We start from the raw sequence: 25,441 nt of genomic DNA on the forward strand, positions 1-25,441 counted from the left end.
TACATTTACTCTTCCTCTTCTAGAGGTTCTAACTCTTCAGATTTCATTCCGACCAGATACCCCCTCTCCACAAAATCAACTCCATAAATGTAGAATTTTTGAAGAAAAGTCCCGATACTGCTGACATAGCCGATTTCCCCTTTTTTGACGAGTATCTCTCCTATTTCCTTTCCCGGGAATGTTCCATCATTACGTATATTCTTTTTGCTCCTTACCCTCTGGCCATATTCAAATACCGGAGGGCCATCCAGCTCGTTAATATCCTTTTCTCTCATCGCTACTCTTTTTATTCCAATTCCTTTCAGAATTGCCCTGCGCTGAACCCAACTCCTCTTCCATTCGTATCTTTGCAAATTCTCTTACGAAAGAATCCTGGTCTTCGCAGAAAAAGGCAAGGTAGCTAGGATTTATTCTTCGAACCACTTCAAACCTCACTTTCCAGCTCGGATCGTTGATAAATCGGTTTAACTCCTTCGCATCTAACCGGGAGACCACGGTGAGCCGTACTTCCTCGTTTAAATCATTAGCCAGTATAATCAACCCTTCTTCTCCCACCCTTTTTGCTACCTCTATTCGGACTGTAGGCTCTGGATCCGAAACCATAAAAATCAACCAGGCCAAGGGAATTTTCCTCGCTACAATTACCCGAACATAGTAATCTGGATCAACCAACATCGGGACAAGATCCATTCCATCAAGCAAACTTGCTGCTCTCACACGAACTTCTCGGTTTTCATCAAAACGCATTCGCAAAAGGAATTTTCGGGGAACGTAGTAAGCTGCGCTCATCCGGACCGTTTCATCTGGATCCATCGATAACCGAATCTGATGATGACTATCCACATGTCTCAACGCAATAGCCCTGATCTCAAAATAAGGATGGTTGATATAATCGATCGCCAAGGAAGGATTGCGCTCAAAAAATCTCTCTATTCTTTTAGCATATCTATCCTGCACACAAGCTTCCCCTAGCCGACACTTCCCTCTTTTTTCCAACTCTTTATGAGGGCAACTCGCACAGTTAATCGGTACACCCTCCCAATCCAGGCATTCCATTGAAAGATCTTTCACGGGATTTCCTCCGCCATTAATATGCCCGCTAGCCTCTCAGCGCCAAGTTGCTTTGATGTATCGATCTCTGACAATACGTTAAGTATTTTCAGGGCTTCATCCTTTTGCCCTAAACGTCCTAAAAGATAGCCGACCGCATGCAAGGCCCTAAGGTAAAGATCAATAAGCGGACTTTCTTCTTTTTTTAACTTCTGCTTATGCTCCTCGGTTAACTCTTCCCAACTCTGGCTAATCCCCAATTTCTTCGCTGTCTCAGCCACACATAACTTTCCCCAGTAAAGGGATTTCACAAGATCACTTTGATAGAAATAAAACCGATACATCCCGATAAGGACAGTCATATGGGATGCTGACTTTTCAAATGCCCTGTTCAAATGATAGAGAACTTTTCTTTTATCGGGATAAGAAAAAGAGGCTTGCTTAAGCTCTTCAACCGCTTCGGGATCAAGCTGTCCCCAGTAATCTTCAGGAATCCCATAGGTATCAATCTTTTGAGGCCGAGTTTCATTCATAGCCATGCTTATGATTTTTTCGGTTCTTATGCAGAAGATTCAGAAGTTGAAGAAGAGCAACTACAGGAGTTTTGTGTTTTTCTTGCCGATAAAACAATAAGCCGAGTTTCAGTAGGACTTTCCACAAAATGCACGATCGCGTCTTCAAAATATGAAGCGCTTTGCTGTGGAATAAAGAGTTTTACTCCCTCTTCCCATACGAGGTCATTTTCCCAAGGCTTTTCTTCCACGCTAAACTCGGTTGTCAATCCCGAACAGCCTCCTTCGCCCACAATAAGTCTCATCCCCGCATTTGTGCTCCCTCCACACATCCTGATCATGCGATTTATAAAACTTTTAGCTTTAGGTGTAATCGCTATTTTCATAACTAATTTTTTGCTTTATACCGTGGTCGGCTTTTATCGATCACACAGGTGTTATCCACTGGACAGACAGATACGCATTGCGGTTCGTCATAAAAACCGATGCATTCTGTACATTTATCCGGATTGATTGCAAAAATGCCCTCCTTTTCATATATCGCCCCATTGGGGCATTCCGGTTCACATGCTGAACATCCGGTGCATTGAGATGCAACGATCTTATAAGCCATAGTGTTTTCTCCTTTTTGTCCTATTCTTTTGGTTATCCATTCTGAGCAATCAAAGCTCCTTGCCGAATCAAGGCATCCGCTTTCTTAGTCGGATCGACTAAGCCTTCATTAACTCTTCTTAGGTAGTCTTTATAGTAGCCTAAGGCAGCCTTCTCAATGTATTCGAAGGCATAATGATCAACCGGTTCGATTCCTGCTTTTTGCAATGCTTCCTTGGGACAGGAGCCAATTTTAGCTACAAATACCGCCACGCAATCCCTTATAGCTCGAATGACAGTCTCAAGAGCGTCATCTTCACCGTATCCACCCTGGCAATAGAGATCGACCCGGCGGTGCCCAATAAACTTCGACCCTTTAGTGCTTACCTCGTAGACCTGAAATTCCTTGGCATGGCCAAAATGTTCGTTAACTTTTCCTCCTCCTTTTGTTGCCACAGCGACCAAAATTTTTAAATCGCTGTTTTCCTTGGCCACTTCCTGGAGTTCTTTTTCTCTCTCCGCCATCCTCTTCTGTCTTTCTTGTTCAACCTGCAGTTTGTAAGCATTTCTTGCTTGCAGGTCATAATTAAGTTCGATCGAAGATAACTTCTCCTTGGTAAATTCACTGCTCCTATCTTCTCCAAGTAATCCCACTGCATCGGCTCGACATTGCCTGCAATGCCGCATCATGTTCATCTGTCCTTCGCATTTATCTTGGAGAGCTTTTAATTCTTGAGCAGTTGGCCCTCTTTGTCCTGTTAACCCAAAATAAGTTCCATGTTCAGGAGCTGAAATAAGAGGCATAATATTATGGAGAAACGCACCCCTGGATTTGACCGCTTTATTAACCTCAACAAGATGTTCATCGTTAATTCCAGGAATCATCACCGAATTGATCTTACAGAGGATCTTTTCTGAAGTAAGCATCTCCAAGCCTTCAAGCTGACGTTCTGATAAAATTTTCGCTGCATCCCTGCCTTTATATCTTTTATGTTTATAAAAAACCCAGGGATAAATCTTTTCTCCTACCTCAGGATCGATCATGTTGATCGTAATAGTGACGTGATCAACGTTAAAATCCTTTATCCGTTTGACATGGTCTGGAAGAGCCAATCCATTGGTTGAAAGACACAGTTTAATATCAGGTGCCTTCTTTGCAACCAATTCAAAAGTCTTGAAGGTTTTATCGGGATTAGCCAATGGATCACCCGGGCCAGCTATCCCAAGGACAGTCATCTGGGGGATAAGCGAAGCCACAGCCAATACCTTGTTGGCTGCTTCTTCCGGGGTAAGCTTCTCGCTGACAACTCCTGGCCTACTCTCGTTGGCACAGTCATACTTCCGGTTACAATAATTACACTGGATATTACAAGCCGGTGCCACCGCGACATGCATTCGAGCATAGTAATGGTGTGCTTCCTCGCTATAACAGGGATGGTTTTTGACTTTCTCCCATATTTCTTCAGGCAGATCTCCCGCCCCTGCTCCTGAGCCGCAACTCGATTTTCCGCTGCCTCCTTTTGAACCGCACCCTTGGTGTTGAATAGAGGAAGTCACGGAAAGTCCTAAGGTTTTCAAACGCTGAAAATTTTTTGCTCTAGGTGGTTCTATCACAGCAGCCGACATCGAGTACCTCCTTGTTTTTATTTTCTTAAATAGCTTGAGCAAAAGATATGCCAACAAGGTTGCTTAACTTGCTTAAACTTCATTCCAGCTAAATAAGAGAGAGAAAAAAAACATGAGGATCAGAGTAAAGAAATATTCATGTCAGAATCAGTACAAAACCGGCGATAAGGGGTGTGAGAAAACTCACACATTAAGCTGTTTTATCATCAGCTCAAAAAAAAATTCTATAAAGTGGGGGTTGACCCTGTAGTTTGGTCCAACCTTTAGATTAGGTTAACTCAGAGAGTTTGATTCTAAAAAAAGAAAAGGACTTATGATGAAAAAACGAGTTTTTTTACAGATCGAAGGGATGCATTGCGCAGATTGTCCTCAGCATCTCAAAGAGGTTCTAGGAAAAATTGATGGGGTTGAAGAGCTACAAATTCCAGACTGGCGCTCAAAGAGAGCAACACTGGTATTATCCAAGGAACTGAACATTGAAATTATTCTTAAAGCCATGGAAAAGCATGGTTACCATGGAACCGTTGTCAGCCAGCAAGAGATTGAAACAAAAAACGCGACGGCTGAAAAAGATTATGATCTTTTGATCATCGGTGGAGGATCGGCGGCCTTTGCTGCAGCGATAAAAGCATCAGAACTCGGAGCAAAGGTGGGAATTGTGGAATCACATACAATTGGTGGAACTTGCGTCAATGTAGGCTGTGTACCCTCCAAATTTCTCATTCGAGCTGCCGAAATATACCACTGGGCAGCTCATCCTCGATTTGATGGTCTCAAATCCAATGCAGTGTCTTTGAACTGGCCGGAGCTTATCAATCAAAAAGAAAGGCTTGTAAGCTCTTTACGCCAAGCCAAATACATTCATCTTTTAGATGTATATCCACAAATTTCAATGCTTCAAGGTGAAGCGAAGTTTGCAGAAGCAAACCGCTTGATAGTGGGAGATAAAAGCTATAGCTCAAGGAAAATTATTATTGCTACAGGCTCTTCCCCTTCAGTTCCTCCTATCCCTGGTCTTAAAGAGGTGGGATACTTGGATAGCTCCTCTGCTCTAAGTTTAAAAGCCCTACCCTCGACTCTTGCGGTAATCGGAGGGGGGGCAATTGGGCTTGAACTTGGGCAGATGTTCAGTAGGTTCGGAGTAAAGGTTGTTCTGCTTGAAGCCCTGCCATCTATAGTCATGTCCGAGGAGCCAGAAATCAGGGATAGCCTCAAAAGGTATCTTGAAGAGGAAGGCATTCAAATTTATACCCATACTCAAATTCTTAATGTTGAAAAAACAACAAACAAAAGAAACCGTATTTATATTCAAAAAGAAGACAAAGTTATCCCAGTTGAAGTTGACCAAATTCTGGTTGCAACTGGACGCGTGCCCAACACCTCTGGTCTTGGACTTGAGAAAGCAGCCGTCAAAGTGGGAAACCGCAGAGAAGTTGTTGTCGATGCTTCCCTAAGAACCACAAATCCAGATATTTATGCGGCTGGCGATTGTGCAGGCTTCCCTCAATTTGTCTATGTATCCGCTTATACAGGAGGAATCGCAGCAGAGAATGCCCTTAGTGGAAAGAGTCGAGTTGTCGATCTTACTTCGCTTCCTCGAGTGACATTCACTGATCCCCAAATCGCTAGTGTGGGATTGACAGAAGAAGCAGCTAAAAAAGCGGGATTATGCACCATGGTGGCGGTCCTTCCCATAAAGGAAGTACCCAAAGCGATCATTTCTTTAGACACGCGAGGGTTGGTCAAGTTAGTAGCCGAGGAGAATACGGGCAGGCTACTTGGAGCTCATATACTGGCTTCAGCGGCGGGCGATTTCATCCAGGAAGCTGTCCTCGCCCTCCGTCATGGTTTAACCCTCTACGATATCATCGAGGCTTTTCATCCTTACCTTACCATGGCAGAAGCTCTAAAACTAGCTGCATTGACTTTCAAAAAAGATGTTGGTCAACTCTCTTGCTGTGCAACCTAATCAGGGGACTTTTTGGAAAAAGCTTTTTTAGTGGACTTCCACAGGCCTGCTATAGACAATAGGCTTGCCTGGTTCATAACCAGTTTGGCGAATTGAAGAAAGAATCTTTTCTAGTTCTACTTCTTTGGGATCATAAATCACCGTGGCTTCTTTTGAAGCAAAGCTTACCTTAACCCATTTTATACCTTTAAGCTGCTTAACTGCGTGGCTAATCTCCATTTCACAGCTAGCACAACTCATCCCTTCAATAGGAATTTTTGCCACCAAGCTTCCTTGAGATAATGCTGCCGCCGGTAGACTTTTATCCGATACCTTCTGGCCAAAAACATAGGGGACAAAACTCATGCTGAGAAAGAATAGAAAAACCCCAGTGGCTAGTAAAAGGGTTATAAGCTCAATACGACTACTTTCCTCTTTTTTGTCCTCACAACTACAACTTCCTTTTTTAAACCCATACCGAATCCATGCCCAAAGAAGTAAAACTGCTCCCCCAATTAAAAAAACCCAGTGAAATTGACTAAAAAAAGCTGATCCCACCCCCAATCCCAGGGCTCCCAAAATAAGAGGACCAGCACAACAGCTCGAAGCCAGAATAGCGGAAAGGATTCCTAGCTTTGTGATTTTCATAACTCGCTCTCCTTTAAAGACCTAAGAATAGGACAATCATCCCTTTCTATTTTATTTTGACAATGACTGACAAGTTGCTCAAGCAGCTGTTTTATTCTCTCGAGATCTCTTATTTTGTTGTCTAGCTCTGCGATTTTTCTTAAAATCTTTAGGTTTACCTTTTCACAGCCATTTTCTTCGGGTAAAAAAAGAAGCTCTTTAATTTCTCGGAGAGACAACCCCAAGGCTTTAGCCCGTCTAATAAACTTGATTGTTTTTAACGCTTTCTCATCGAAAAGACGGTATCCCGAAGCAGAGCGCATGGGCTTATGAATAAGTCCCTTTCGCTCATAAAATCGAATGGTTTCAATTCCTACAGCCGACAGCCGTGCAAGCTGCCCAATAGTTAAAGGTTTATTGTTGGTTTTCTCTCCCACAACAAGAATATAAACCCTAAACTAAAGTATAGGGTCAAAAAAAATATTGATCGATTTTAAGCCCCTTAATCAAAATGAAATGCCTGTTGTTGTCTCCATTTGTTATATCTTTGGAGTGACTCTTCTATAACAGGGAAGGCTTCTTTTGAAGGAAGAAAATCTTCAACCACAACCTTTTTATGCTCAAGGGCTTTATAATCCTCAAAAAACCGCCGTATAACTCTAAGTTTATGGACTGGCAGTTCATGAATGTCATTGAGATGACTGTATTCGGGATCGCTTGTCAGGACACAAACCACTTTGTGATCAAGCTGACCTTGGTCTTCCATAACCATTAGTCCAATAGTCCGTGCATGAACAAGAGTCATAGGCAAGACAGGTTCGTCCCCAAGCACTAAAACATCAAGAGGATCCTTGTCTTCAGCGAGTGTCCGAGGAATAAATCCATAGTTGGCTGGATAGTAAACCGCTGAGTATAGGACCCTATCCAAACGTAAAAGACCTGTTTGTTTATCGAGTTCGTATTTGTTAGAGCTTCCCCGGGAGACTTCGATAACCGCATGAAACTGAGAGGGCAACTCTGTTGTTCCCGGAGAAACATCATGCCAAGGATGAAATACACCCCGCCATAAGGGGGAAAATGACGTTGTCATAAAAAAAAGGTTATAAAAAGACTTTGACAGCTCATAAGAAGAAATCAAGAAAAAGCTTAAAATGATTTATTCCTATTACTTCATTCTATCCTAAAGATGAGGAAATAAAGTGCAGCTACACCCTGTTTTGGGTTAGGCCTAGACTTGCGATCTCTTAGAAAGCAAATCTTAATAAAGTCAAAATGCAATAGGAATAAAGACTACGCCAAAAAAGGGGACCTATGGCAGCTAGGTTAAACAGGAAAAAAAACCAAGCATAAAAGCCTTTGGTTTTTTTATCACCCTTCGAATCTAGCTACCTCAGGAAAACGTGTTATCATTTCAATGCCCATTAGGGCATATTTTGCACCCGCTTCCCCCAGTTTTTCAAGAGTTGGATAACCGAATCGGTGGACGTCACGAAGGGTTTTATTGACCACAACAAGCCTTCCTCCAAACAGGATCACCCTCCCGAAACCTTCATGATGCATGCTCATCATCGGCACAACTAATACTCCAGTCCTTTTCTCGATAGTCAATGCCACAGCATTGAAAAAAAGTTCTACTCTCCACAAAATATCTGGATCTGGATCACCAATAATAGGGATCTCTTTTCTTTTCTGGACATCAATAATATAATCTTTTAACAGTTCCTCATTCTTTTTCCCATCCCAACTTCCATAGGTATCTTGAGCTCGCATTTGATTAACAAGTTCATCAATAAAATCACTCACAAGCTGGCTATCCACTTTTTCTTCTTTTAGTTTCATGTCTATTCCTCTTCAAAATTAAAAACCTTCTCTTTTCCTTTATTCATCGCTTTCCTTAGCCATGGTGGAGGGGTTCCATTAAGAATCTGCCGTAGCCTAATAAGGATATCCTCAATCGACTCAGCATTGTTAGATTTTACAGGATGTATCCCTTTAGCCACTACCCTTGCCGCTCCAGAGCCACCAATGGCAGCCACATAGAGGATCGAGCAATCCTTGATAACTTCTAACTTTGGCTCAAGTTTATCTTCGTTACCATCTTCTTTCAGATCCCCATCAAAGCTGACCGTTTGAAGATGCCGGTGGCTATCTTTTTCCACCTCAAAGATCATGATATTCTTTGCCCAGCCAAAATGGGCATCAACTCTTTTTAAATCCTGCGTTGCAAAGGCAACTTTCATCGTCTATTCCTTCATGATTTGTGTTTTTTAAAGGGCTGACCTCTGGGTTTTCTTCATGATGCTCAATAATGAGATTGGATATTTCAAAAAGAATATTTCGGCTTCCCCTATATCCAACATTTAACTTATGAGCCGCTCCAACCCTATCGAATAGTGGAAAACCTATTCTATAGAGGGGTATGCCCAATCTTCGCGAAACTCCTCTGCCATGCGAATGAGTAAGAATCAGATCGGCCCCAGTAGCCCTTATCTCAAGATCTTCCAGATCCCCTATCATCACCTCTTCACAGGGCAGGCTGTGAAGAAGAACGGAATCTGTAGTGGTTACCGCTGTAGTTATTTGAGCTCCCATTTCAACTAACAAATTGGCTATTGCCCATAAAAGATCGGGCTCCGCACCAATAGCCACTTTGAGTCCCCCAAAATAAAACTGACAATCAAGCATAGCGTCGAGAAGTTGAGACCTTTGACGACGATATTTTCCGGGAACAGGCCTAGCTGATAAACAAGAAAGCCTCTCTAAAAAATGATCAACGGCTCTAAGACCAGTAAGTCGATCGAAAATATAAAAAGGGATTCCTGTTTTCATCTCTAAGGTCAAAGCTGCCCCTCTCATCTGCTCACCAATAGCAATGGTAAATTGGGATTTTGCCATTTCTTGAACCATCTCTAGTTCAGTTCCTCCCGTGGTTGTGGGAGAAAATTCCTCTGGAACATGTCCATCAAGCGACCCTGAAATATCGGGTAAAATAATGGGAAATAGCCCGAAGTCTTCTACCATCTGCCTGATCTCTTCTATATCCGCAGCGGTCAAATGGCTTGCCGTCAGAATGTTGATCTGACCTTTTATCGTTTCTGTAGAGGCTTCAACAAGTTCTTCTATCATTTTAGTCACTGTCTTAGACCAACCATCCTGGAAATCGCCAACGAAATCTGGGGTTGAAACATAAATCAGCTTGCAATCGTCGATCTCGGGATGTCTTTGGCGGACGATTTTTATATAGCTTTCCACATCATCCCCTTTCGTTTCAGTCAGTCCCGTTGAACAGATCCCTATTATTCTAGGTCTTGCTCTTTTATAAATGTTCAATACAGCCTGTTCTATATTATCAAGCCCACCCATTATCGTTGTGACTTCGTTCATGGCTGTTGTTTGCAAGGGGATCATTTCCCGGAAATGACGAACAAAAAGAACAAGACCAAAGGCTGTACAGCCTTGAGAGCCATGAAGAACGGGCATACAACGGTTCATGCCCATAAAGGCAAATGCTCCCCCAATAGGTTGACTCATCTTTAGAGGACTGACTGAACAAGCTTTTTTACCGTGTAAAATCGTTGCCATGAGTACCTCATTCAATCCCATGGAGCAGGGGTTTTAACCACTGCCCAAACAGGATTGCTAAGTGCACGATCGATCTGATCAACCAGATTAACCATCCCTTCGTAACCCGCGTAGGCATGATGTCTTTCTTGGTTGATGTCTAACCAAGGGACTTTGGCTTTCAAGGCCACAAACTGCGATCTTCCTCCCGAAAGCAGAATATCGGCCTCTGCCTCTTTAAGCATTTTATACATTTCTTTAGGAGTCATCTCCTCAATCATGTGAGCATCCTCACCCATGATTTTCTTTATCCTTTCCTTGTCCTCGGCTGTTGATTTCTTGACGCTTGTTCCCACTACAATCAGCCCAACCTCTTGCAAAGCCGAAACGACTGACCAAGATTTAACTCCTCCAGTAATCAATAGGACTCTTTTGCCCGAAAGTCTCTTTTTGTATTTTTCCATCCTTTGCCATGCCCTCTGTTCTTCATGGCGAATTAAAATTTCGGTTTTGGCTAGCAGCTCTTCAGGAGCCCCTCTTTGCACAAGCAATCGTGATATATTTCTTAAAGCATCACTCATGTCCGAAATACCGTAAAAGGACCCCTCAAAAAAGGGAATCCCATAGCGCTCTTCCATCTTTCTAGCAATGTTAACCATCGCTTTTGAACACACCAGCATTGCTGCCCTAGCTCGATGACAACTGGCTATTTCTCGATAGCGACTATCCCCCGTAATACAGGCGGCTATCCTTATGCCGAGCTGGTCAAAAAGGGGTTTTACCTGCCATAATTCTCCAGCCAAGTTATATTCTCCGATAATGTTAATATCATAAGGAGTAGTGATTTCGGGCTCTTCAGTCCCAATCACATAGTCTAAAAGAGCTTCTCCAGCGAGCTTATTTCCAAGATTTTTACTCCCTGCAAAGCCTGGAGATTGTATAGGAACAACGGGTATACCGAATTTTTCTTTTGCCGCCTTACAGACCGCCTCTAAATCATCCCCGATCAACGCAGGGATGCAAGTGTTATAAACAAAAACAGCCGGAGGATGGTATTTTTCGATTGCCTCTCGTATGGCCTTGAATAACTTTTTTTCCCCTCCATAGATAACGTCCATTTCGTTTATGTCTGTCGTAAAGCCCATCCGATAAAGCAGAGAACCCGATGATTTCGATCCCCTATTATCCCAGGAATTGCCTTCACAGGCTATAGGACCATGAACAAGATGGACAACATCAGTAATAGGCTGCAAGGCAATCTTGGCTCCATCGAATGCACATCCACCGGCAGCAGCCCCAGGCTGCAATATTTTTGTGCATCCTTTTTTCCTTTCTTTATCTGATTTTGAACGGTTTTTCTGGCAGGCTGGTTCATTAAATACTTCTTGGATCTTTGCAGAAAGGGTGCCATTCATAGGTCCTCCTCCTTGCAGCCTTTTTTCCCTAATTATCAGCGTATAATGTCATAGCTATAATCTGACTTGGCCGGTACTATTGTATTTTTGTCCATCTCATCAAAGATTTTATCCAAAATCCACACCAGCACGTTTAACCCCCCTTGATATCCCCAAATCGGATAACGGTGATGATGGTGCCGATCGAACAGAGGAAATCCGATGCGAATGAGTGGAGTACCCGTATCTCTTTCCAAGTATTTTGCATAAGTGTTACCAATGAGAAAATCAACGGGTTCGGTAAACAGAAGGGAACGCATATGCCAGAGATCTTTGCCCGCATAGACATTTCCGTTTTTACCAAAGGGAGAAGAAGCCAACAGGGCTTTTGCCTTTTCCTCCCATTCTTTGCCTCCATTGGTGCACAAGACATGAACAGGTTCGGCTCCAAGTTCCAGCAAGAAACCGGTCAAACCCAGGGCCATATCTGGATCCCCAAAAAGGGCAAAACGCTTCCCATGAATATGAGCCGTTGAATCGGCAATAGCATCAACCAGTCTGCCTCTTTCTTTTTCAAGTTCTTCTGGAATTGGTTTTCCCGACAGCTTGCTGATTTCCATCAGCAGTTCATCGGTTGCACGAACCCCAATAGGACAATGAAAGGCAATTGTTTGCTGCCCCTTTTCAGCGATATAAGGAAGGGTTTTTTCCGTGCAAAATCCTTGAATCGAAATTGTCGCTTTCGAATGAAGGGCTTCGGTGATATCTGAAAGTTTTGTCCCTCCATCATACATTCGAAACGTGCCATCAGTAGGGGTATCCCATACATCGCTATTATCTGATACTACGAGGTAGTTTACACCCATCAGATTGAGTATTCTTTTGAGCTCCCTCATGTTCCCAACGGTATAAGGATCAAAACCCCCAATAATATTTATCCTCTCCACTGGCTTTCTTTCCACTGGGGGAATAGTCCCTGCTTTGCCATCCCAAAAATAGCTCAAAATGCCTTTCATCATGTTATCGTAACCGGTCACATGACTGCCAACAAAGGATGGGGTATGGGCGAAGGGAACGTCGAAATCCTGGGGAATACTTCCTTTATCCCTGGCATTCTTAATAAAAGCATTAAGATCATCTCCAATCACTTCGGCCATGCAGGTTGTCGAAACCGCAATCATTTTCGGCTTATAGAGTGAAAAAGAATTGGCCAATCCATCGATCATGTTATTGAGTCCACCAAAAACCGCAGCATCTTCAGTCATCGAAGAGGAAACACAGCTGGAGGGTTCCTTGAAATGCCTACTGAAATGGCTGCGAAAATAAGCCACGCAGCCCTGGGAGCCATGGACAAACGGCAAGGTGCCTTCGAATCCGACCGCAGCGAAAATGGCTCCCAGGGGTTGGCAGGCTTTGGAAGGATTTATGGAAATAGCTTCCCGGGCAAAATTTTTCTCCCTGTAGTCCCAGCTTTTTGTCCATTCCCTAATTTTTTCAACCTCATTCGCTGGGGCAGGGTTTTCAAACTCGCATTTTTTCCTTTCGAACATTTCCAAATATTGGGGTTGTCTAAACAAGTTGAAATGATCAAGAACGTTTTCAGCATTTTGGCTTTTTGAAACATCAGTCTTTTCCATAATCCTTTCCTCCGTCTGGGTTAAGTTTAAATGTCCTTTTTAGGACTTTGTCTTCCAAGGAGCCGCAGTCATTTTCCATACCGGGTTATTAATCGCCATGTCCATATCCCGAGCAAAGATGGCAAATCCATCATATCCATGGTAAGGGCCAGAATAATCCCAGGAATGCATCTGGCGAAAGGGATAACCCATCTTCTGGAAGACGTATTTCTCTTTTATTCCAGAACCGACAAGGTCGGGCTGGAGGGCTTCAACAAACTTTTCAAATTCATAACCGGTTACGTCATCATAGATCAACGTACCATCCTTCACATAATGGGTAGTCCTTTGGTAGTCATCATTATGGCCAAATTCATACCCCGTGCCGATCACTTCCATTCCCAAATCTTCATAAGCCCCGATGACATGCCTTGGCCGCAACCCTCCCACAAAAAGCATCACTTTTTTGCCTTCCAGTCTGGGCCTGTACTTGGCGATGACAGAGTCGACCATGGGCTTATACTTGGCGATAACTTTTTCAGCCCCTTCCTTGATTTTGTCATCAAAGAAACTGGCGATTTTCCTTAACGATTCAGCAATCTTAGTCGGCCCAAAAAAGTTGTATTCTACCCAAGGGATACCAAATTTCTCCTCCATGTACCGGCTGATATAGTTCATTGACCGATAACAGTGCAAAATATTGAGTTTGACTTTAGGGGTTCTTTCTAGTTCTTTTAGGCTTCCATCACCAGACCATTGGGCAACGACTCGCAGTCCCATCTCTTCAAGGAGTATCCGCGAAGCCCAAGCATCCCCACCGATGTTGTAATCGCCGATAATAGCCACATCATAGGGGCTGGAAATAAAATCATCTTTTCTTTCAGCTGTCTTTTCCAAGACCCAATCCCGAATACTATCATTGGCTATATGATGGCCCAAGGATTGAGACACTCCCCTAAAGCCTTCACAACGAACGGGTACAATCGTTTTTCCCCCAAAATCACGACTTTTAGTTTTGGCTACCGCCTCTATATCATCCCCGATGAGCCCAATGGGACATTCAGACTGAATCGTTATTCCTTTATTTAAAGGAAAAAGTAACTGAAGCTCCTCAAGAGCCTTTGCCAGTTTTTTGTCTCCTCCAAAAACGATATCCCTTTCCTGGAAATCTGTCGTAAACTGCATGGTTACAAAAGTATCAACACCCGTAGTCCCTATATAATAATTGCGCCGAGAAGCCCAAGAATACTGCCCACAACCCACTGGACCATGACTGATGTGGATCATGTCCTTTATGGGACCCCATACTACCCCTTTAGATCCCGCATAAGCACAACCCCTTATGGTCATCACTCCGGGCAAGGATTTAATATTGGATTTTACTCCGCAATCCGGTTTACCCGACTCATATATATTAAGATGTTTGTCTCTCTTTTTTGCTGTCTTTTCCGGATAGGCTTTAAGCACTTCCTTAATGAGAGCTTTATTTTTTTCTTTCAGACTTATCGTCTGCGGATCGTCGATCGTCAAACTCATAGGGTATTCTCCTGTTTGGTTTTGCCATTTTCCCCAAAAGCTTTTTTTTTCGCGACTGATCGAACCCCCCTTTATTCATGGAACGAGGGGTTCGATCTTTCTTTGTCGCAATCAAACACACACGGCCGCTTCTTCTTCAACCTTGGCTTTGCCAATCAAGCTTTCGTCTTCTTTCTTCATGATTCCGTATTCCATCAGCATATCTTCAAGTTCATCCATTGTTACCGGCTTGGGAATAACTCCCTTGCCCGCATTCTCGTGTATTTTTCTAGCCAAAGTGCGGTATTCGTCGGCCTGCTTGCTATCTGGAGCATATTCGATCACAGTCATCCTTCTAAGTTCAGCATGCTGCACAACGTTATCCCTGGGAACAAAATGAATCAGTTTCGAACCCAATCTCTTGGCTAGAGCATCAGCAAGATCATATTCCCTATCCGTTTTCCTTTCGTTACAGATCAAGCCTCCAAGCCTTACTCCTCCAGAATTGGCATACTTCAATATCCCTTTACAGATGTTGTTTGCGGCGTACATTGCCATCATTTCCCCAGACATAACGATATAAATTTCCTGGGCTTTATTTTCTCGTATTGGCATAGCAAACCCACCACAGACGACATCCCCAAGAACGTCATAGGAGACATAATCAATGTCTTCGTAGGCACCATTCTCTTCCAAAAAATTTATCGATGTAATAACCCCACGACCCGCACATCCTACACCTGGTTCTGGACCTCCAGATTCTACGCAGCGGATATTGCGGTAACCAATTTTCATCACATCCTCGATTTCAAGATCTTCAACACTGCCTGCTTGAGCAGCCAAGTGCAGAATCGTATCTTGGGCCTTGGAATGAAGAATGAGCCTTGTAGAATCCGCCTTAGGATCGCATCCTACAATCAGGATCCGCTGTCCCATCTCAGCCAACGCCGCTAATGTGTTCTGAGAAGTAGTCGATTTGCCGATCCCTCCTTTACCATAAAATGCGATTTGCCTTATTCCACTCACAATTACCTCCTTTTTGCTAGTTGTTTCTGGCTAAAAACGCCTTTATTGCTCTATGAGCAGTAAGCATGCCAAAATCGTTTTTTTAGAGCAAAAACCTCCTGCCACTCTTATTTTCAGCTCATAGAAAAAAAGGGAGGAGGGGGCTTTGCCAAATTGAACCTATGAAAGCTTGGCTGATTCTTGATTTAGTCTATCTTCCAATCTGGCGCAAAAGCTGTTAAGAAAAAGACAAAAAAGAAAGATTTGTCGAAATGCTTACATGCCCCCCCATTTGATGACGGTCTAAGTATAAGAAGAAAGAATATGTAGGAACCTATCTGTTTTCTAGGGTTACTTTGTGGCATAATTTCTGCTTCAAAATTTGAGTGGGAATCAAAAGCCAGATCCTTTTAGCGGACACGACCTTACGGGATGGTGAACAAGCTCCCGGAGTTGTTTTGATTCCCAAACAAAAAGCTCAGCTTGCAAAGCTTTTGGCTCGATGTGGTATAAAGGAGATAGAAGCGGGAACACCCTCAATTGGCCAAGTTGAATTAGAAGCTTTTGATAAAATTCTTTCCCTCGGTTTAAAGGTTAGAATTGTTGCTTGGGGAAGAATGACCGATGACGATCTCAAAGCGGTTAAAGCCTCACAAGTATCCACGGTTAACCTTTCGATCCCCCTTTCCGATGTCCAGATCTTTACGAAACTAAAGACCGAGAAAAAACAAGTCCTAGAAAAAATAAAAGAATACGTAAGCAAAGCCAAAGAAATGGGACTGGAAGTAGCTGTGGGAGGAGAAGATGCTTCCCGGGCAAACAAATATTTTCTTATTGAAGCCATAGAAATGGCTAAACAGTTTGGAGCTTTTCGTTTTCGCTATGCGGATACCGTCGGTATTCTTGATCCCCTGCGCACCTTTAAAACTCTATCCTGGCTAAAAAAATGGACTTCTCTACCCCTCGAATTTCATGGGCATGACGATTTTGGGATGGCGACCGCCAACTCCATTGCTGCCTGGCAAGCGGGTGTTGATTCGATTAGTGCAACCCTCTGTGGTTTTGGAGAAAGAGCGGGGAATGGAGCACTCGAAGAAATCGCTTTTTTCCTTACTCTCAGGGAAAAAGTGGATACAGGGATTGATCTGAAGGCTCTTTTCTCATTGTGCCCGATTGTTGCTCGTTATTTTAAAAGAAAGATTCCCCCCTGGAAAAGCATTATTGGAGAAGATATTTTCCTTCATGAATCAGGTATACATGTGGATGGCATTCTCAAAAACCCGATAAACTATGAACCCTTTAATCCCAGTATCATAGGTAGAAAACATCGTTTTGCCCTAGGAAAGCATTCAGGAAGAAAGTCAGTCATCTGGACTTATGAAAAACTTGGCATTAAGCTAAGTGAGCAAAAAGCGCTCGAAATTTTAAACAAGATCAAGCAGTTTACCGTTGATAAAAAAAGAATCCCTTCGAAAGTAGAGTTACTCGAGTTTGTAAGTGATCAATCCCCCTGCATTTCCCAGACCACCCCATAAAATTGACTGCTTGCTCAAAGCTTGTTTATAAAATAACAATTTTCTTCTGTTCCATCCTTTTTATCAAGCTTTCTTTCACCCAAATAAGAAGGACTCCAGTTAAAACCTCTCTCGTGATTCATGGAGTCCGCATTCCCTTTTTATGCCAAAAAAACGAGTTTCTTCGACCGACATCCCTTCTTTAAGTTTCCTTGTGGTGTGCACATCACCAATAGAAACGTAACCCTCATAGGCAAGGGGATGAACGGGTAATTTGTATTCAGATATAAATTTTTCAACCCTTTCGTTCGACCAGTCCACGATAGGATGAAGTTTGGCCCGATTCCAATGCCAAGTTAAAATGGGAACGGCTTTTCTTGTGGAAGATTGTTCCCTGCGTAAACCCGAAATCCAACATCGGACATTCAGTTCATCCAAGGCCCTGTACATAGGTTCAACTTTCATTAACTGGTTATATTTTTCTATTCCTTCTTTCCCTTTTTCCCAGAGTTTTCCATACCGCGCTTCAAACCATGCGGCTGAAAGAATTGGCCTATAAATTTTGAGGTTAATTTTAAATTTCTCGACAAGACTATCGATATATTTGTATGTTTCGGGGAAAAGATAACCGGTATCGATCACGACAACGGGAATCTCTGGCCATACCGAAAGGGCAAGCTTTATCATGACAACCGCTTGTGCTCCAAAACTCGAACTGAGCACCACTTTTTTGTCAAAATATTCAATCGCCCAACCAATTCGTTCTATCGGTTCCTTTTTTTCCAAAATTTGGTTATACTTTTCTATAAAATCTAAAGACTCTCTTTTCATTTTTCTTTTATCCTCACCACAAAAAAAGGTTGTAAAAAAATTTAAATGAGATAAAACTATATACACTCTATAGAATATGCAGAATTTAGACAACTTAGAATCTCAAAGTATTTATATTTTTCGTGAAGCTCGTTATGCTTTCAAAAACTTGGCAATGCTCTGGTCCATGGGAAAGGATTCCAATGTCCTTTTATGGCTAGCTAAGAAAGCTTTTTGTGGACATATTCCCTTTCCCATTGTCCATATTGATACCACCTATGAATTCCCAGAGATGCTTGAATTCCGCTCTTGGGCAAAACAATATTACGGCTTTGAGCTGATCATCAAGATCAACCATGAAGCGATTGCCCGAGGAGTCAGTTACAAGACCCATGATCCGGTAACCGTTACTCATGAACTTAAAACAGTTGCCTTAAAACAAGCTTTGGAAGAATATAAGTGGGATGGTCTCATTACGGGTATTCGCAGGGATGAAGATGGAGTGAGAGCAAAGGAGCGCTATTTTTCCCCAAGAAATCAATCGATGGAATGGGAATATAAAAACCAGCCTCCTGAATTTTGGAATCTTTTCTTGGATACTCTTCCCAACAATGGACATGTGAGAATACAACCACTGCTTGACTGGACTGAACTGGATATTTGGCTTTACATCAAAAGAGAAAATATCCCTATTCCTCCTCTTTATTTCTCAAAAAATGGAAAGCGATTCCGTTCACTGGGCTGTTGGCCAATAACACACCCGGTTAATAGTCAGGCTTCAACAATAGATGAAATTATCGAAGAACTTTACCACACCAAAACTTCTGAAAGAGCGGGAAGAGCCCAGGATCACGCGGAGCCCAATGCGATGCAAAAGCTGCGTGCAAAGGGTTTTCTCTAAAACATTCATCCTATTGCTCCTTAAAAAAACAATGAAAAATCTCTTACCTTTAGAGGCGAAAAGCTTAAACGTGATTTTTGCAGGTCATGTTGATCATGGAAAATCAACCTTGATTGGGAGGATTCTGTGGGAAACAGATGCCATTTCAAAGGAAAAAAAAGAAACAGCCATCGCCTATTGTAAAAAGAACAATATCGCTTTTGAATATGCTTTTCTTTTGGATTCCCTGGTCGAAGAAAGGACTCAGAACATTACTATCGATGTAACCGAAGTCCATTTCTTTTATGGGCAAAGAAGATTTAGGATTATCGATGCTCCAGGCCATCTTGAGTTTTTAAAAAATATGATCAGCGGTGCAGCCAAAGCCGACTGCGCTGTACTTGTTATCGATGCGTCTTCGGGAATAGGAGACCAGACAAAACGGCATGCGATGCTCCTCTCTTTATTAGGCATAAACCAGATTGTTATTGCCCTGAACAAGTTTGATCTTGTACACTACAGCCAACACTCTTATGAGACCCTGAGCCAGGAGTGTAAATCCCTCTTTGAAAGACTGGGATTAAGTTATTTATCAATCGTTCCTCTTTCAGCAAAGGCTGGGGAAAACATCGTTGAACGATCCTCACGGTTAAGTTGGTATCGTGGAGGAAGTTTGCTCGAAGTTCTGCTTGGCCTCAAATCCTCTGCCTCAGCTGAATCCTCTCCTTTAAGACTACCCATTCAAGACATTTATCGGTTCGATGATCGAAGACTTCTAGCAGGGAGGGTTGAGGCGGGGAAAATCGAACAAGGAGATCTAATCTGTTTTTTCCCTTCTGGGAAAAAAAGCAGGGTCAAAGCCATCCATCATTGGCCAGCTGAAAGTTCTCCTCGGCTTGTAACAGCCGGAAAATCAACAGCGATTCAGCTTGAAGATGAAATCTTTGTTGAAAGAGGCGAGATCATAGCTCATGAAAATTCTGCCCCTCTCGTAGCGACCGATTTTTCCGCAAGGTTATTCTGGCTAGGCGATTGGCCTTTGGTCATCGGAGCTCCTTACATTTTTAGGTTGGCTACAGGACAATGCATGGCCCGAGTATTGCAGATTAATCGGGTAATTGACGGCTCCACCCTCGAAGATCTCAAGCCTATACCCATAGAAGTGAAGAAAAACGAGACCGCCGAGATCATCCTTCGTACTTCAGCTCCTATTGCCTGTGATCCCTTTGATCAAATCCAATCGACAGGAAGATTTGTTTTGGCCGACAAGGACAGAATTTCGGGAGGAGGTATAATACTGAAAGCTCTGCCGAGCAAACCCCTCCATGAAACTCAAAGCCTGTCCCGTATCAGCTCGATCCAGAGAATCAAGTTTCTGGGTCATCGCAGTGGTGTTTTTTGGATGACTGGGCTGTCGGGGTCTGGCAAAACCACACTCTCCAACCGTCTTGAACAGATGCTTTTCCATAGAGGGATTCTTGCCTATGTTATCGATGGGGATGAACTCCGATCGGGATTAAGCAAGGACCTGGGATTTGATGCTCAAGATCGCAGAGAGAACATCCGTCGAGCAGCTGAATTGGCAAAGACTTTAGCCAAATCTGGTCTTGTCGTCATTGTTGCCCTTATTTCTCCCTTCGATGCAGACAGAAAAAATGCCAGGGCGATCTGTGAAAAGCAAGGTGTGCTGTTTAAGGAGATTTATATAGATGCGCCTCTTGAGGTTTGCAAAGCAAGGGATCCAAAGTTTCTTTACCTGAAAGCGAGTAAAGGTGAAATTCCTAAGATGACAGGTTTAGATTCCCCCTATGAACCTCCTCAACAATGCGACCTTCATCTTTTGACCGCTGAAGAGTCTATAGAGAGTTGCCTTGGAAAACTTTTAGATTTTATTATTCCTCTGGTCCGTATCAGTCCAGATAAAGAGAAAGAGTTACTCGAAGATCCCGCTGCTGAAATATAAAAATACTCTGGCCCCAATAAAAAAATCCTGCATAGGATTAACACCCCATTTGAGACAACCCCCGAAGCCTTTATGACTGCACTGAAGATAAACAAGAGGGGCCATAAGTTAAAGGATTTTTCCAAATAGGCACCTCAGCTTTTAACTTATCGATATATTCCTGAGCAAATTGAAAAGCTTCCATCCTATGTTTTCCAAAAATTCTTATAAAAAGAGAAGGCTCCCCTACTGCCACCGCCCCTAGTCGATGGTGGACTTCTATTTTCTTGCAAGGATACTTTTTCGATAGTTCTTCAGCGATTTCATACAGAATTTTTTTGGCCATCGGCTGATAAGCTTCATAATCCAGCCCAGCTATCTTTTTTCCCTTCTCCATAAGCCTCACCACTCCCCAAAATTCAATAATCGCTCCTGTTTCTCCTTGAAGTGGAAACTCCAATGGAGGAACGACAATTGGCTTTTCTGTGATTAAAATTTCAATCTCCATGGATCTTTTTTATTATTTTCTCTCTCGAAAGGTTAACCTCCACTGACAGGAGGTATAATGGCCATTTCTTGTGCATCCTCTATCGGTTGATCCCAAGATGCATATCGACAGTCTAGCGCTACACGAACAGCGGGTATTTTTTCAAAAAAAAGGGGATCCATAGCCAGGACAATTTCTCTTGGACTTTGAGATCTATCTACCAACTGGGTTTTCTCTTCAAAGCCAAGAAGGAACCGGGCTTGAGCAAAAGCCAAAATTTTCAAGCTTTGAGATGAAACCGAACTCATATATTTTTTATATTTCTTTTCTTTTCTCTCACAAAAAGAAAACGAATGGCCTATCCCCCAATCGCCGTCATTGCCCTACCTGGCTGGTATGTTTCCCTAAAGGAGTGTTCGGGAGGTTTTTTTTGCAAAGCCGACTCAAAAACCTTGTACAACCCCGAAGGGTCAGGGGAAGGTCTTAGAACCCCTTTAATATCAATTTCTAAATGGTTGCCCAAACATGGTCTTATAAAACCGTCACTGGTCAAGCGCATCTTGTTGCAGTTGTCACAAAAGTGGAAATCAGATAGAGCGCCAATAAATCCAACGATAGCATTTCTAGAATGCATCCGAAAATATTTAGCCGGGCCCTGCCCCAGCCTTGTGTCCAAGGGCTCAAGGGTATCCAGCTTTTCCAGCCTACGCTTTAATTCATACACAGACAAAAAATTGGCTCTAGAAATCTTTCCGGTGTAACTCAGGGGCATAAGCTCAATAAACCGAATGACGAGATTTCTTTCCGCTGCATAGTCAATCAAGGATAAAATTTCATCTTCATTGATGCCTCGAAGAAGAACTGTGTTAAGTTTAATAGGCTTTATACCCACTTTTCTGCACTCTTCTATCCCTTCAAGCACCGGTTCAATATCTCCTCCGGTAATCTTTTTGTAAAGAGAAGGATCAAGGGTATCCAGACTAACATTAATGCCAGCAATTTGAGCTTCCTTGAGTTCCCGGGCATAAGACCCCAAAAGCGTGCCATTAGTCGAAAGCCTAACCGACGAAACTCCCTCAGTACGAGTCAATCTTTGAATAAAAGGAAGAGTACCTTTCCTGACCAGAGGCTCTCCACCTGTGATCCTAAAATCCCTAAAACCATGCTTTATCGCCCCATGGATGACCACTGCATGCATTTCCTCAAAGGAAAGTTGATCACCTTTTTTAGACAAAAAACCCAGATCCTGCGGAAAACAGTAAATACAACGTTCATTACATCGGTCTGTAACCGAAATGCGCAAATAGTGAACTTTTACTGACCCAGGGTTGCTTGGCGTATAATCAGACTCAATAAATTCCTTAAACATAATTAAGTATTTTGCTTATCCATAGCTTTTGAAAAATTTCCTCTTTTCTGGATCAGTTTCAAATGGTTTTTCAAGTTTCTGTTCAACTTGAGATTGCTTTTCTTTCGGAGATTCACTATCCTTGGCCACTTTGAGGTAGGATAGCCTCAGCTCGGTCAGAATATGCTCGAGTGTCTTGTTCTCTTCAAAAGAAAGATTTCCTTGAGTCTTTACCTTTAAAGCTTCAAGTTGGTCGATCATCTCGGCCGCTTCTTGAAGTTTGGGAGAAGCCAATTCATGACCAGGAGCCTTTAAAATACCCAGCAAAAAAAGAACTTCATGATATTTCATCATGACAAGCCCCAAGAAATTCCGGGTAATCTCTTCAGGGGTATATCCAGAACCGGACATAAGTTCCTCCTTTTTTAATATCTACACTCAACAATGAAGAAAATTTACGGATAGACAACTCCTATCACACAATCCTTAGAAGAAAAAAGGTTTTGTGCCGCTGCGTTCAGTTCATCGAGGCTGATTTGTTCAATTATTTTGATCTTTTTTTCCTCGTAATCCCAACCCAGTCCTAGAAGGGCATTCACCGTAGACAGAGCTATGGAAGAAGAAGGATATTGAGAAGAGATCTTTTCCTCGCTGAGAAGCTTAGCCTTTGCCCTTTGGAGTTCTTCTTCAGAAAATCCCTCCTTAATGATCTCATCCAACACTTCTAAAATGATCTTCTCCACTTCTTCTTTAGCCCCGGGATCAGTACCCGCAATAATGGAAAAAGATCCCCCTTTCCAACCCAAGAAACGGGTAGGGAAAACAAAATAAGCCAACCCTTTTTCTTCCCTTACTTTAATGAAAAGCCGGGACCCAAGGTCAGAAAGAATTTCAGAGATGACATCCAGAGAGATCTGAATGGGATCATGGATTGGAGGAATCCTAAAGGATAGCCCGACTATGGCCTGTTCTTTACCAGGAATTCTTTGCTCAACCCTCAGTGGCTTCTCAAAATTTGGATAAGCAACTTCGACCATCTTGGGAATAGGCACTCTTGGAAAATCCGAAAAACAAGACTCAATCCCTTTCAACCCTTTCTCGGGATCTAGAGGTCCACACATTCCAAGGACCATTCTGCCCGTTTTAAATACAGAAAGAATAAACTGCTGTATATCCTCAACCGTTATCTGTTCTACAGTTTCCTCGGTCCCCATGGGATTATGGGCATAAGGATGGTCCTGCCAGAGAGTTTTTCTTAACAGGGATTGAGCGATGTAAACAGGATCGTCCCTCATTAAGCGTATCTGATGGAGAAGCTTTCTTTTTTCAATTTCCAACTCCGATTCAAGGCAAGCGGGTTCACGGATCATTTCTGAGAAGATGTCCAATGCAGTTTGCCACTCTTCACTCAAACATTCAATGTAAAGCCCGGCAGAATTATTTCCTGAATCCGCACCAAAACTTCCTCCAATGATCTCGATGTCCCTAGCAAGTTTTTCTGCTGATCTTTTCTGTGTCCCTTTCACCAGAATAGAAGCAGCCAGTTTTGATATGCCGATCTGAGTTGGAAGCTCCCACAAAGGCCCCCCATCGAATGTAGCCCGAAAATATTGAAGAGGTAGAGGGTCAGAACGGTATATAAACTGTATGCCATTTGAAAGCTCAAAACATTTTGAAGAAGACTCTTTTGGAGGAATAGAAAACACTTTTGATTTCTGTTTTTTAGGGATAACTTGCACCTGAGTAAGGTTATCTTCTCGGAAATAGGTAGGCACAAGATTAAGAACTTTCTGCTTTTCTACAGAATAAAGTTTGCGCAAAAAATTCTCCTTATACAGAGGATCTTTGAACATTAACCACCCATTGCCGATGGTTTTTGCCCTGGCACTGGCTGAACGCAACTCCCTTAGCGAATGAGAAAATTGCTGTTTCAAACCCAGGATAAAATCCTCTTCAGTTATTCCTTTTTGCGGCAGAGAATGCAGTTCTTCTAAAATCCTTGCACCGAGCAGCTCTACCTTTTCAGGACTACACTCCGCCTCAATTCCAAATACTCCTACGGAAGCATAGTCGAGGAAAAAAGAAACTACCTGTTGGGCAATGGCTTCTTTTTCCACCAGTTTCTGATGTAAAAGAGAACTGTGCGTCTGTGCTAAAAGGGTTGAAAAAAGTTCTAAAGCGGGCGCATCGGGATGACCGTATCCTGGGACATGAAAAACCAAACAAAGCCTGGCTACTTCAGTCTGTATCTCTTTTGAAGCAAACCTAGGGGATATCTGAGCGGGTTCCTCGGGCAGATCTAAGGGTTCTAAAAAACCCATCGGTTCATTTCCCAAGATCTCCTTTACCTTTGCACAAACTTCTTCAGGAGAAACAGCACCTGAAATGACAAGGAAAACATTCTGGGGAACATATCGGCTATGATAATAATCAAGTACGGCTTGTCTGTCTATCGAGTCAAAGAGCCCAAGCAAGCCAATGATCGGGTACTTCAAAGGATGCTTACTAAAAGCTGTCTCGAAAGCAAGCTCGAATAGAAGACTATCTGGATCATCTTCGACCATCGCAATTTCTCGGCGTATAACCTCTTTTTCCTGTTCGAATTCAGTAGGAGGAATAGCGGCATGGAAAACAAGATCGGCAAGGATCTCCAAGGCTTCTTTCCAATAAGAGGAAGGAAGATCAACATGATAGACGGTCCGATCATAAGAAGTATAAGCATTGAGATGCCCCCCAAGCGATTGCATCTGCCAAGCAATCTGGTTACCGTTTCTTTTGGCTGTGCCTTTGAAAAGAAGATGCTCAAGAAGATGAGAAATCCCTGAGCCCGCATATTTCCCCTCATGAATGCTTCCTGTAGCACACCAGAGTTGAAGGGAAACAACATCAGCCTGGAAATGAGGATCGACAAGAAGAGTCAAGCCATTGGGTAACTCTTCCCTATAAATCTGTGGAAATAAGGATAAAGAAGAGAGCAGAGGACTAGAATGCATAAACCAAATTGCTATTTAGAAA

The 25,441-nt window shown here is 42.8% G+C and carries 26 protein-coding genes; 4 read left to right on the forward strand and 22 right to left on the reverse strand.

Going from position 1 to position 25,441, the window contains the following annotated elements; genetic code table 11:
• Positions 1-5 precede the first annotated feature (5 nt).
• Genes IT6_RS04150 through nifB form a run of 6 tightly spaced genes read right to left on the reverse strand, consistent with a single transcriptional unit; the run spans position 6 to position 3,779 of the window.
• The gene (locus tag IT6_RS04150; RefSeq protein ID WP_134440582.1) at positions 6-275 is read right to left on the reverse strand and encodes a nitrogen fixation protein NifZ; all 270 of its coding nucleotides are present in this window, start codon (positions 273-275) and stop codon (positions 6-8) included.
• Complete coding sequence (locus IT6_RS04155) at positions 256-1,071, reverse strand: 4Fe4S-binding leucine-rich repeat protein (RefSeq protein ID WP_134440581.1); 816 nt, start codon at positions 1,069-1,071, stop codon at positions 256-258. The genes IT6_RS04150 and IT6_RS04155 overlap by 20 nt, the downstream gene beginning before the upstream one ends.
• Complete coding sequence (locus IT6_RS04160; RefSeq protein ID WP_206828060.1) at positions 1,068-1,583, reverse strand: hypothetical protein; 516 nt, start codon at positions 1,581-1,583, stop codon at positions 1,068-1,070. Before IT6_RS04160 ends, IT6_RS04155 begins: the two co-directional genes overlap by 4 nt.
• Positions 1,584-1,609: 26 nt before the next feature.
• Entirely contained in the window at positions 1,610-1,948 is a 339-nt protein-coding gene (locus IT6_RS04165) for a HesB/IscA family protein (RefSeq protein ID WP_134440579.1), read from the reverse strand.
• A 2-nt stretch (positions 1,949-1,950) separates the two neighbouring features.
• Positions 1,951-2,175, reverse strand: a complete 225-nt coding sequence (locus tag IT6_RS04170; RefSeq protein ID WP_134440578.1) for a YfhL family 4Fe-4S dicluster ferredoxin — start codon at positions 2,173-2,175, stop codon at positions 1,951-1,953.
• A 32-nt stretch (positions 2,176-2,207) separates the two neighbouring features.
• On the reverse strand, positions 2,208-3,779 hold the full coding sequence (nifB, locus tag IT6_RS04175) for a nitrogenase cofactor biosynthesis protein NifB (protein WP_134440577.1): 1,572 nt from the start codon (positions 3,777-3,779) through the stop codon (positions 2,208-2,210).
• Positions 3,780-4,092: 313 nt separating this feature from the next.
• On the opposite strand from nifB, the gene merA reads away from it, so the two are divergent.
• Positions 4,093-5,748, forward strand: a complete 1,656-nt coding sequence (gene merA, locus IT6_RS04180; RefSeq protein WP_242524334.1) for a mercury(II) reductase — start codon at positions 4,093-4,095, stop codon at positions 5,746-5,748.
• A 27-nt stretch (positions 5,749-5,775) separates the two neighbouring features.
• On the opposite strand, the gene IT6_RS04185 is transcribed toward merA, so the two are convergent.
• From IT6_RS04185 to nifH, 10 genes are all read right to left on the reverse strand, one after another.
• Positions 5,776-6,375, reverse strand: coding sequence for a cation transporter (locus IT6_RS04185; protein ID WP_134440576.1), 600 nt, complete (start codon positions 6,373-6,375; stop codon positions 5,776-5,778).
• Complete coding sequence (locus IT6_RS04190; protein ID WP_134440575.1) at positions 6,372-6,791, reverse strand: heavy metal-responsive transcriptional regulator; 420 nt, start codon at positions 6,789-6,791, stop codon at positions 6,372-6,374. Before IT6_RS04190 ends, IT6_RS04185 begins: the two co-directional genes overlap by 4 nt.
• Before the next feature lie 65 nt (positions 6,792-6,856).
• Positions 6,857-7,444 carry an inorganic diphosphatase gene (locus IT6_RS04195; RefSeq protein WP_206828062.1) on the reverse strand — a complete coding sequence of 196 codons (588 nt, stop codon included), beginning with the start codon at positions 7,442-7,444 and terminating at the stop codon, positions 6,857-6,859.
• A 278-nt stretch (positions 7,445-7,722) separates the two neighbouring features.
• Positions 7,723-8,193 carry a NifX-associated nitrogen fixation protein gene (locus IT6_RS04200; protein WP_134440420.1) on the reverse strand — a complete coding sequence of 157 codons (471 nt, stop codon included), beginning with the start codon at positions 8,191-8,193 and terminating at the stop codon, positions 7,723-7,725.
• A 2-nt stretch (positions 8,194-8,195) separates the two neighbouring features.
• The gene (gene nifX, locus IT6_RS04205) at positions 8,196-8,594 is read right to left on the reverse strand and encodes a nitrogen fixation protein NifX (protein WP_134440419.1); all 399 of its coding nucleotides are present in this window, start codon (positions 8,592-8,594) and stop codon (positions 8,196-8,198) included.
• Positions 8,554-9,936: a nitrogenase iron-molybdenum cofactor biosynthesis protein NifN gene (gene nifN, locus IT6_RS04210; RefSeq protein ID WP_134440421.1), complete on the reverse strand. Its 1,383-nt coding sequence runs from the start codon at positions 9,934-9,936 to the stop codon at positions 8,554-8,556. The genes nifX and nifN overlap by 41 nt, the downstream gene beginning before the upstream one ends.
• An 11-nt stretch (positions 9,937-9,947) precedes the next feature.
• Complete coding sequence (gene nifE / locus IT6_RS04215) at positions 9,948-11,330, reverse strand: nitrogenase iron-molybdenum cofactor biosynthesis protein NifE (protein ID WP_134440418.1); 1,383 nt, start codon at positions 11,328-11,330, stop codon at positions 9,948-9,950.
• Positions 11,331-11,365: 35 nt separating this feature from the next.
• Positions 11,366-12,946, reverse strand: a complete 1,581-nt coding sequence (gene nifK, locus IT6_RS04220; protein ID WP_206828064.1) for a nitrogenase molybdenum-iron protein subunit beta — start codon at positions 12,944-12,946, stop codon at positions 11,366-11,368.
• A gap of 39 nt (positions 12,947-12,985) precedes the next feature.
• Positions 12,986-14,461: a nitrogenase molybdenum-iron protein alpha chain gene (gene nifD / locus IT6_RS04225; protein WP_206828065.1), complete on the reverse strand. Its 1,476-nt coding sequence runs from the start codon at positions 14,459-14,461 to the stop codon at positions 12,986-12,988.
• A gap of 111 nt (positions 14,462-14,572) precedes the next feature.
• The gene (gene nifH / locus IT6_RS04230; protein ID WP_206828068.1) at positions 14,573-15,466 is read right to left on the reverse strand and encodes a nitrogenase iron protein; all 894 of its coding nucleotides are present in this window, start codon (positions 15,464-15,466) and stop codon (positions 14,573-14,575) included.
• Between the two features lie 365 nt (positions 15,467-15,831).
• On the opposite strand from nifH, the gene IT6_RS04235 reads away from it, so the two are divergent.
• A complete protein-coding gene (locus IT6_RS04235) occupies positions 15,832-16,980 on the forward strand; it encodes a homocitrate synthase/isopropylmalate synthase family protein (RefSeq protein ID WP_242524336.1) in 1,149 nt (382 codons plus the stop codon).
• A gap of 99 nt (positions 16,981-17,079) precedes the next feature.
• Here IT6_RS04235 and IT6_RS04240 read toward each other — a convergent pair whose 3' ends face one another.
• Positions 17,080-17,790, reverse strand: coding sequence for a phosphoadenylyl-sulfate reductase (locus IT6_RS04240; RefSeq protein WP_134440609.1), 711 nt, complete (start codon positions 17,788-17,790; stop codon positions 17,080-17,082).
• Positions 17,791-17,866: 76 nt separating this feature from the next.
• On the opposite strand from IT6_RS04240, the gene cysD reads away from it, so the two are divergent.
• A complete protein-coding gene (gene cysD, locus IT6_RS04245; RefSeq protein ID WP_206828070.1) occupies positions 17,867-18,670 on the forward strand; it encodes a sulfate adenylyltransferase subunit CysD in 804 nt (267 codons plus the stop codon).
• Between the two features lie 31 nt (positions 18,671-18,701).
• The gene (gene cysC, locus IT6_RS04250) at positions 18,702-20,612 is read left to right on the forward strand and encodes an adenylyl-sulfate kinase (RefSeq protein ID WP_206828072.1); all 1,911 of its coding nucleotides are present in this window, start codon (positions 18,702-18,704) and stop codon (positions 20,610-20,612) included.
• Positions 20,613-20,682: 70 nt separating this feature from the next.
• Here the strand turns inward: cysC and IT6_RS04255 are convergent, their stop codons facing one another.
• From IT6_RS04255 to IT6_RS04275, 5 genes are read right to left on the reverse strand one after another with little or no spacing between them, the layout of a single operon-like run.
• Entirely contained in the window at positions 20,683-21,099 is a 417-nt protein-coding gene (locus IT6_RS04255; RefSeq protein WP_134440606.1) for a molybdopterin synthase catalytic subunit, read from the reverse strand.
• A 32-nt stretch (positions 21,100-21,131) separates the two neighbouring features.
• Positions 21,132-21,386, reverse strand: coding sequence for a MoaD/ThiS family protein (locus IT6_RS04260; RefSeq protein WP_134440605.1), 255 nt, complete (start codon positions 21,384-21,386; stop codon positions 21,132-21,134).
• Between the two features lie 50 nt (positions 21,387-21,436).
• Positions 21,437-22,447 (reverse strand): GTP 3',8-cyclase MoaA, encoded by a 1,011-nt coding sequence (moaA, locus tag IT6_RS04265; protein ID WP_134440604.1) that lies wholly within the window; start codon positions 22,445-22,447, stop codon positions 21,437-21,439.
• Between the two features lie 15 nt (positions 22,448-22,462).
• On the reverse strand, positions 22,463-22,837 hold the full coding sequence (locus IT6_RS04270; protein WP_134440603.1) for a DUF1844 domain-containing protein: 375 nt from the start codon (positions 22,835-22,837) through the stop codon (positions 22,463-22,465).
• A gap of 44 nt (positions 22,838-22,881) precedes the next feature.
• Entirely contained in the window at positions 22,882-25,419 is a 2,538-nt protein-coding gene (locus IT6_RS04275) for a M16 family metallopeptidase (RefSeq protein WP_206828081.1), read from the reverse strand.
• Positions 25,420-25,441 lie beyond the last annotated feature (22 nt).

The sequence above is a fragment of the Methylacidiphilum caldifontis genome (assembly GCF_017310505.1).
GTDB classification, from domain to species: domain Bacteria; phylum Verrucomicrobiota; class Verrucomicrobiia; order Methylacidiphilales; family Methylacidiphilaceae; genus Methylacidiphilum; species Methylacidiphilum caldifontis.

Coding starts and splice junctions, on each gene's coding strand:
- IT6_RS04200 (WP_134440420.1), bottom strand. CDS start 8,193: ATGAAACTAAAAGAAGAAAAAGTGGATAGCCAGCTTGTGAGTGATTTT.
- moaA (WP_134440604.1), bottom strand. CDS start 22,447: ATGTTTAAGGAATTTATTGAGTCTGATTATACGCCAAGCAACCCTGGG.
- merA (WP_242524334.1), top strand. CDS start 4,093: ATGATGAAAAAACGAGTTTTTTTACAGATCGAAGGGATGCATTGCGCA.
- IT6_RS04240 (WP_134440609.1), bottom strand. CDS start 17,790: ATGAAAAGAGAGTCTTTAGATTTTATAGAAAAGTATAACCAAATTTTG.
- IT6_RS04270 (WP_134440603.1), bottom strand. CDS start 22,837: ATGTCCGGTTCTGGATATACCCCTGAAGAGATTACCCGGAATTTCTTG.
- nifE (WP_134440418.1), bottom strand. CDS start 11,330: ATGAATGGCACCCTTTCTGCAAAGATCCAAGAAGTATTTAATGAACCA.
- IT6_RS04255 (WP_134440606.1), bottom strand. CDS start 21,099: ATGGAGATTGAAATTTTAATCACAGAAAAGCCAATTGTCGTTCCTCCA.
- cysC (WP_206828072.1), top strand. CDS start 18,702: ATGAAAAATCTCTTACCTTTAGAGGCGAAAAGCTTAAACGTGATTTTT.
- IT6_RS04260 (WP_134440605.1), bottom strand. CDS start 21,386: ATGAGTTCGGTTTCATCTCAAAGCTTGAAAATTTTGGCTTTTGCTCAA.
- IT6_RS04185 (WP_134440576.1), bottom strand. CDS start 6,375: ATGAAAATCACAAAGCTAGGAATCCTTTCCGCTATTCTGGCTTCGAGC.
- IT6_RS04195 (WP_206828062.1), bottom strand. CDS start 7,444: ATGACAACGTCATTTTCCCCCTTATGGCGGGGTGTATTTCATCCTTGG.
- nifN (WP_134440421.1), bottom strand. CDS start 9,936: ATGGCAACGATTTTACACGGTAAAAAAGCTTGTTCAGTCAGTCCTCTA.
- nifK (WP_206828064.1), bottom strand. CDS start 12,946: ATGGAAAAGACTGATGTTTCAAAAAGCCAAAATGCTGAAAACGTTCTT.
- IT6_RS04275 (WP_206828081.1), bottom strand. CDS start 25,419: ATGCATTCTAGTCCTCTGCTCTCTTCTTTATCCTTATTTCCACAGATT.
- nifX (WP_134440419.1), bottom strand. CDS start 8,594: ATGAAAGTTGCCTTTGCAACGCAGGATTTAAAAAGAGTTGATGCCCAT.
- IT6_RS04160 (WP_206828060.1), bottom strand. CDS start 1,583: ATGAATGAAACTCGGCCTCAAAAGATTGATACCTATGGGATTCCTGAA.
- IT6_RS04150 (WP_134440582.1), bottom strand. CDS start 275: ATGAGAGAAAAGGATATTAACGAGCTGGATGGCCCTCCGGTATTTGAA.
- IT6_RS04170 (WP_134440578.1), bottom strand. CDS start 2,175: ATGGCTTATAAGATCGTTGCATCTCAATGCACCGGATGTTCAGCATGT.
- cysD (WP_206828070.1), top strand. CDS start 17,867: ATGCAGAATTTAGACAACTTAGAATCTCAAAGTATTTATATTTTTCGT.
- nifD (WP_206828065.1), bottom strand. CDS start 14,461: ATGAGTTTGACGATCGACGATCCGCAGACGATAAGTCTGAAAGAAAAA.
- IT6_RS04165 (WP_134440579.1), bottom strand. CDS start 1,948: ATGAAAATAGCGATTACACCTAAAGCTAAAAGTTTTATAAATCGCATG.
- nifB (WP_134440577.1), bottom strand. CDS start 3,779: ATGTCGGCTGCTGTGATAGAACCACCTAGAGCAAAAAATTTTCAGCGT.